Annotated in this window: 8 protein-coding genes; 5 read left to right on the top strand and 3 right to left on the bottom strand. The window is 63.8% G+C overall.

The annotated features are described in order from the left end of the window. Positions 1-136: 136 nt before the first annotated feature. Entirely contained in the window at positions 137-1,339 is a 1,203-nt protein-coding gene (locus WBV42_RS20155; RefSeq protein WP_423987618.1) for a polysaccharide deacetylase family protein, read from the bottom strand. 356 nt (positions 1,340-1,695) lie between these two features. Here WBV42_RS20155 and WBV42_RS20150 point away from each other — a divergent pair, with 356 nt between their 5' ends. Further along, entirely contained in the window at positions 1,696-3,375 is a 1,680-nt protein-coding gene (locus WBV42_RS20150) for a right-handed parallel beta-helix repeat-containing protein (RefSeq protein WP_423987617.1), read from the top strand. Here the strand turns inward: WBV42_RS20150 and WBV42_RS20145 are convergent. Further along, positions 3,367-3,759 carry a hypothetical protein gene (locus WBV42_RS20145; protein ID WP_423987616.1) on the bottom strand — a complete coding sequence of 131 codons (393 nt, stop codon included), beginning with the start codon at positions 3,757-3,759 and terminating at the stop codon, positions 3,367-3,369. The two genes, WBV42_RS20150 and WBV42_RS20145, sit on opposite strands and share 9 nt — an antisense overlap. A 109-nt stretch (positions 3,760-3,868) precedes the next feature. Here WBV42_RS20145 and WBV42_RS20140 point away from each other — a divergent pair, with 109 nt between their 5' ends. After that, complete coding sequence (locus WBV42_RS20140) at positions 3,869-4,177, top strand: cupin domain-containing protein (RefSeq protein WP_423987615.1); 309 nt, start codon at positions 3,869-3,871, stop codon at positions 4,175-4,177. Between the two features lie 21 nt (positions 4,178-4,198). Here the strand turns inward: WBV42_RS20140 and WBV42_RS20135 are convergent, their stop codons facing one another. Next, the gene (locus WBV42_RS20135) at positions 4,199-4,477 is read right to left on the bottom strand and encodes a hypothetical protein (protein ID WP_423987614.1); all 279 of its coding nucleotides are present in this window, start codon (positions 4,475-4,477) and stop codon (positions 4,199-4,201) included. Between the two features lie 200 nt (positions 4,478-4,677). Here WBV42_RS20135 and WBV42_RS20130 point away from each other — a divergent pair, with 200 nt between their 5' ends. From WBV42_RS20130 to WBV42_RS20120, 3 genes are all read left to right on the top strand, one after another. Beyond that, positions 4,678-5,148 (top strand): cupin domain-containing protein, encoded by a 471-nt coding sequence (locus WBV42_RS20130; protein WP_423987613.1) that lies wholly within the window; start codon positions 4,678-4,680, stop codon positions 5,146-5,148. A 74-nt stretch (positions 5,149-5,222) separates the two neighbouring features. After that, positions 5,223-6,065 (top strand): DUF3891 family protein, encoded by an 843-nt coding sequence (locus WBV42_RS20125; RefSeq protein ID WP_423987612.1) that lies wholly within the window; start codon positions 5,223-5,225, stop codon positions 6,063-6,065. Next, positions 6,062-6,614 (top strand): precorrin-2 dehydrogenase/sirohydrochlorin ferrochelatase family protein (locus WBV42_RS20120; RefSeq protein ID WP_423987611.1); only part of this gene is annotated, 553 nt, incomplete at its 3' end. The genes WBV42_RS20125 and WBV42_RS20120, both read left to right, overlap by 4 nt.

The raw sequence follows: 6,614 nt of genomic DNA, 5'->3' as shown, positions 1-6,614 counted from the left end.
GAATTGAGGCCCTACTGTTCGCGTTCGTGAAGTTCTCAGGGGCTGAAACGGTGGTTCGTGGTCGATCCGTCCGACTCGAAATCGGGTCGAAAGCAGGGAGCTACTGGTCTCTGATCGGGCCGTCGAGGGACGATGCTCACCCGTTCCGACGGGTGTAGGTGAGGACACCGGCACCGAGTGCTCCGAGCAGGGATACCGCACCGAGTTGTTCCATCGACGGCGAGCCATCGTCGTCGCCATCCGTTCCGCCCGCATCGGACGTCGTGTCCGGCGTCGCCGTCCGACCATCCGTTGCCGACGAGCGTTTCGCCGTATCCGTCGTCGTTTGCGTCGCCGTGGACCGGGTCGTCGCGGTCGTCGTGGTTGGGCTTCCAGTGGACACACCGAAATCGGTCAGGGCGTCGCGGAGGGTGGTGATTTCGAGGTTCCGGTCCTTCGACATGCGAATCGTCTCCCGAACGCGAGCGGGCGTGAGCGTCTCCTCCCGACTGTGGCCGACGAATATTCCGAGTGCGCTCTCTCTCCGGACCTTGTCGAGAAAGCTCCCGATTTCCGACGCCGACAGGTCGTCGCCGCGGAACACCGTTCGGCCGAGATGATACGGATCGAGCGATTTCCCCGGATTGAACCCGCCGTGATGCTGGTTGGCAAGCACGTCGTAGTACTCCGGAATCAGTTCCTGCACCCGTCCCTGCGTCCGTCCGAACGGGAGCACGATGGCCGAGATATCCACACCGAATCCCTCCAGCGTCCGCTTCGAATCCGCGAGCGAACGGCGGATTCGATCGTCGGTGTAGCGTTCGGTGACGCCGTCGGCCGCCGTGAATCCGGTCCGAAGCGGTTTCTCGCTCACGAGGTACTCCCCCGAGGAATCCTCGCCACCGTCGGCGACGGTGAACGTCGCCGACCGATTACCGTCTTCCACCACGATTTCGTCGCCCGGAACCCGGCTGTGGAAGTTCGACTCGACGTACACCTTCGTATCCCCCGGTTCGATGTCCTGCGTGACAGCGATCGCTCCCAGTGCTCGATGCCGAACCGAGTGGGACATGATCTCCCAGCCGTCGCCCTCCATTTCCCGTAACTGCTTCGGTGAGAGCCACGACGAATGCCCGATACGATCGGACACCGCCGCGATACAGCCCGGAACGCCTTCGTCCTGATGCACGGGGAACGTTTCCGTGTAATCCTCCTCCGGCGAATCGTCGTAGATGAACACGACCCGCCCGCCCGGCCCATCCGTCGAGCGGGCGGTAACGGGTGAGCTCAGGAGGGAGAGACTAACCGCGCCGACGGACGCACAGAACCCGCGTCGAGTGGGTGTCGGTGTGCCGGTCACAGCACTCCCCTCGTGCGAAATTCGCGCTCGAATTCGTTCTCGGATTCGTTCGCTCGTCCGTCTCTCGGAGGCGTGCATGTCGCCGCGTTGTAGCTCGTCGTTGAACGTTCGGCAGGAACCATCTCACGAGGCGAAACGGCGGAATACGAGTTTGTTATTCGCCACCTGCGGGGGGTGTTGCAGTGCCTGAAAGGGGGTATTTCACGGCCTGAAACAGAATGGTTCGAACCCTGAATCGGAACAACCGATGTCTACTTCCCGACGAAACTGCCCGCACATCGTCGCCCGGCCACCGTCGAAACGTGAAATTTCGGCCACAAATCAGTGGGTGGTTCGCGTCGTGCATCTCACGGAGAATGCCCGAAATTCCACGGCGGCGGGTACTGGGGGGAACTGCTGGGTTGGCGTTCGCACTCGCGGGATGGGGGGCGAGCGGCGGCCGTGCGAACGAACTCGGGGTCGCTGATTCCATCGTCACCTCGACGGCGGAGTTGGAAGCCACGTTCAGGAACCTCTCGCCCGGCGAGACGGTCCTCATCACGGGAGAGAACGCACCCTATCGAACGATGGGGTGGCTCGACATCGACGTGAGCGACGTCACCGTCGTCGGTCCCGGCGTCCGGACGCTCATCAAACCGGCGGCGGACGCCAACGCCGGTGGGTTCCGTATCGGCCATCATCGTCACTGCGAGAACGTCACGGTTCGCGGCATCGGCTTCGACGGCAACCCCGAGGAGCAGAACATCTTCACGAAACTCTGTCACGGCATCATCGTCCGTGACGCCGAGAACGTCACTATCTCGGGAAACTACGTGACGCGAACGCACCCCTACCACGAACATAGCACGGGCGGGAGCGGCATCAGCGCCGAACGGGAGAGCCGTGATGTTCGCATCCTCGGCAACCGTATTTACGACATCGGCGACAGGGGAATCCAGGTCGGCGGCACGGATGTCGTCGTCTCCGGAAATACCGTCACGAACGGACTCGACCGCTCTATCTCCTGTGACATCTGGCGACGGGGACGCCACCGACAGGGGAAACACATCGCCGTCGTCGGCAACGTGCTGGGGAACAACCGGGAGGGCAGTCTGATCGGTCTCGGCGGCGATAAAACGCAGGGTAACGGCGGCTACGTCCTCATCGCGAACAACCTCGGCTTCGGACACCACAAGTCGTTCTTTCATCTCGGCTTCGACGGGACGACTCACGCCGTTCGAATCGCCGACAACGTCAGCGCACAGGAAAAACGGGACGACTACTCGGGTATCTCGCTCGATATCGCCCACGCGAACCACATTACGGCGGTCGACAACGACCTCTACGGCTACGGCGGTCGCGGAATCAACGTGACCGACGGCATCACCGATTTCGTCGTCGCGCGAAATCGGATTCGAAACGTCGCGAGCGACGGCATCAGGATCGACGGCGCGGAGGACGGCATCGTTTCCCGAAACACGATTTCGGGGACCGGGCGAACGGGGATCATGCTCGCCGACGCCCGGTTCGTCACAGTCGAAGGGAACCGCCTCAGTGATCTCGACCGTATCGGACTCGTCGCCGCCGGTGGCGAGACGAACCACGAACTCCTGAACAACCGAATCCGAAGCTACGCGGCCGGAAAGGGCCACGAAGCCGGGATGTTGGTCCAGAGTAAGGGAAATCTCGTCCGGCGAAACCGCATCTACCGGAGCGGCGGACCGGCGATCGTGGAAGGCGACGGGACGGACAACTGCTACGACGGCAACTGGTCCGACGTGCGGGGACCGTGGCACGTCTCCAGTCCGACGTCGCGCGTCCGGAACAACACGCCAGCGTTCGACGTTCATCGCGGCGTGGCCGTCGACGAATCCGGACACGCGACGGTGAAATTCGAGAAACCCTACGCACAGCGCCCGAAACTCACGTTCGGGCGCGTCGGGGGCGGTATTCGTGGCGTGGAGTATCGGACGGAGAAAAACGGCGATTTCGACGGCGTGCGACTCAGCACGAACTCGCCGAACTCGAAACTCGATCTGTTCGTGGAGTCAGTCTGACCGACCCGCGGCGGCTGGTTCCCCCGCGGAAACCCGAAGGAAGACGACGCTTCCCTCGGTTTCCTCCTCCGGTTCGTCCCACCTGTCGCGGTCGGTCGGATGCTGGTAGAACAACTCCGGCGGCACATGTGCGCCCTTTCCCTGCGGTTTCTCGGGCATCAACACGTAGTGGCCGTCCCGTGGCCCTCGGAGGTGAACGCGGTAGTAGATCTCCCCGTCCCGCGCCGTGCGCTCCTCGGCGACCCGTTCGACCGTGAACTCGCGCGGGTCCCGGAGCGTCCCGGTGTCGGTTCCGACCGTAACCGCATCCCCGCGTCGCAGTCGATAGAGCACCGATAGCAATCCGCCGCCCGCCGTCTCCCGTGCGAACTTTCGTTGTGGCATACCGAAAGGGACGCTCCGGACGGGGATAAACGAATCCGCGCCAATGGGATCAAGCGGGGGAGACCGATTTCGTCCGAACGTTTCTGCCGACGCGGGACGAACGGGGCGTATGAAGCGAACGACGACGGCGGACGCGGCGAGTTGGTTCGACGTGTTGCTGGAAACCGAACGGGCGCAAGCCGCCTTGATGCTGTTGTCGCCCGGACAATCGACGGGCGGACCCGAGAATCGCCACGAGGGGAGCGAGCAGTGGCTGTTCGTGATTTCGGGACGGGGGAAAGCAGTCGTGGCGGGCGAGACGGTCGGCCTGTCGGCGGGCGACCTCGTCTGTATCGAGCCAAGGGAGACACACGAGATCACGAACACTGGGGAGGAACCGCTGGAAACCGTCAACCTGTACGTGCCGCCGGAGTACTGAAAACGGAAATCCGCCCGCCGACTACAACCGTTCGATTTTGATGAAATGCCGCGTGCGGTCGGGTGCGTCCCCGGTTTCGAACAGGGTGTTGAACGACGCGTTCGGGTCGGCGCGGAGGCGGGCGAAGCAATCCCGACAGACGGTCGCGGAGTCAGCGGCGTCGGAGGACGACGTTCGGACGGGGGAAGAACGCCCTTCGATTTCGGTGCGGACGACGCGGAGAACGGCGTCGTCTCGACAGCGCGAACAGGCTGAAGCGTCCGATGCGGACTCGTTGGGTGCTGACGTCTCGGGAGTCATCGCTCGTCGGGACCACGACGGTGTCGCGCAAGAGTATGCGGTTCGTACGGATTCGAGGACGGGACGGTAGCCACGTCCTACTGTCGGAAAACTGCCCCACGAAAGGGTGATGCTCCGGATCGGCCTAGCGTCACTTGGGGAGCAACGGAGGGGATCTATTCGGTCCACGCGACCCACCGCGAGAAGCAACTGGAGGAACCATGGCAGTCCAATCACGAGACGAGAACTTACGATCGGTTCCGCTCTATCAGTTCGAGGGAACGGACGTGTGGCAGGAGGGGGACGACCACGCCCGACTGCGGGGCTATTTCCCGCTGTCGCCGGGGACCCCACAAGCGAGCGAGGTGGCGGGCGAGGACATCATGCTCGTCTGCATCGAACTCGAACCCGGCAACTACCTGCCGACACATCGCGACAGCAACGAGGAGTTGTTGCACGTCACGGCCGGAACCGTCGAGGCGACGGTCGGCGACGAAACGATAGAACTCTCGACCGGAGAAATCGCGCTCGTTCCGGCCAAGGAACCGCACAGTATCCGAAGCGTCGGGCGGAAGGCGGCCCGTATCCTCGGAATCTTCCCGAACGACGAACTGACCGCGACGTTCGAGAAACCGATGGAACCGTTCGGCACGAACGTCATCACCATCGGCCCAGACGTCGAGACGGAGTGAGTCCAGCGAGGACTCGTCGGCCGAAGACGGAGGGTCGGCACACGCTTTTATTGTGTCCGACCCAATTTCGACCGATGCTCATCGCCCACGGTGACGACCAGTATCGGTTCATCACGCAACCCGACCACGCGGCGTTGGCGGGGCAGTTCGCGGAGCACTGGGGAAACAAGACGTTCGAGCGCCCGGAGCCGTTCGCCGCGATGACCCTCGTTGCGACCACCCACGACGACGGTTGGTGGGAGTACGACCGAAAACCACACCTCGAAGACGGCGACCTCGTTAACTTCGTGAGCGTGCCCGCCGACGAGTGGGTCGAATTCTACGACGACGGCATCAGCAGCGTTGCCGAGTTGAACACCTACGCCGGACTGCTGGCGTCCATGCACGGTTCGGGACTCCGCCGCCGACGCTACGGCCTCTCCACGTCGTGGCCCGACACGCAACCCGCGTTCGAGGAGTTCGTGGCGAAGGAGGAGGAACGACAGACGAGACTGGCGGGCGAGTTGATGGAAGCCGACGAGGACGAGGAGCGACCCTCAAACGAGGATATGGAACTGCTCACCGCGCTTCACAAGCAGGGAGAACCGCCCGAGGGCACGACGAGTCGCCTCTGGTGTAACTACGAACTCCTGCAAGTGTGGGACGTCCTGTCGCTGATCCTCGGGACGACCGAATCGCCCGACGAGACGACCATCGAGGACGTGCCGACGGCACCCGGCGAGGAGGTTTCCATCACGGTGAGACCGGTCGGTGACGGCGAATTCGAACTGGATCCGTACCCGTTCGACGAGTCGCCCCTGACCGTCTCCGTGGCCGCCCGAGTCGTCCCGAAGGGCGACTACGGGACGGAGGACGACTTCTGTCGGGCGTACTACGCCGGGGAGTACGAGACGGTCGAGTTCACGCTTCACGCATGATTCCGCTGTTTCACGACTTTCGCGGGGAGCGCGTGCTCGTCTTCGGCGGGGGACGGGTCGGCTACCGGAAGGCCCGTCGCTTCGCGCGCGAAGCGACGGTCGTCGTGGTCGGAGCGGAATTCGCGGACGAGTTTCGAGAATTCGCCGAACACCGACAATCGGACGAGCAAGGCGCACGCGCCTCGCTCGTCCGGGCGCACGTCTCGCCGGGGGACGTGGATTCGTGGCTCGAAAGAGTAGCACCCGCACTCGTCGTCGCCGCGACCAGCGACGAGGAGTGCAACGCGGCCATCGAGCGAGCGGCGAGCGAGCGCGGAATTCTGGTCAACCGCGCGGACCGGAGCGGCGAACGGGAGTTGGGAAGCGTCGTCGTTCCGGCGACGGCCCGCGACGGCGACGTGGTCGTCGCCGTCGGGACCGGCGGGCGCAGTCCGGCACTGAGCAAGGAACTCAGGAAACGGATCGAACCGGAACTGGAGGGCGCCGAAACCGTCGCGGCGGTCACGAGCGACCTGCGGGAAGCACTGAAACGAAGGGACGTCCCCCCGC

Source organism: Haladaptatus sp. (assembly GCF_049589095.1).
In the GTDB taxonomy this organism is placed as follows: Archaea; Halobacteriota; Halobacteria; order Halobacteriales; family Haladaptataceae; genus Haladaptatus.
This window is presented reverse-complemented; position numbering and strand designations above follow the sequence as displayed.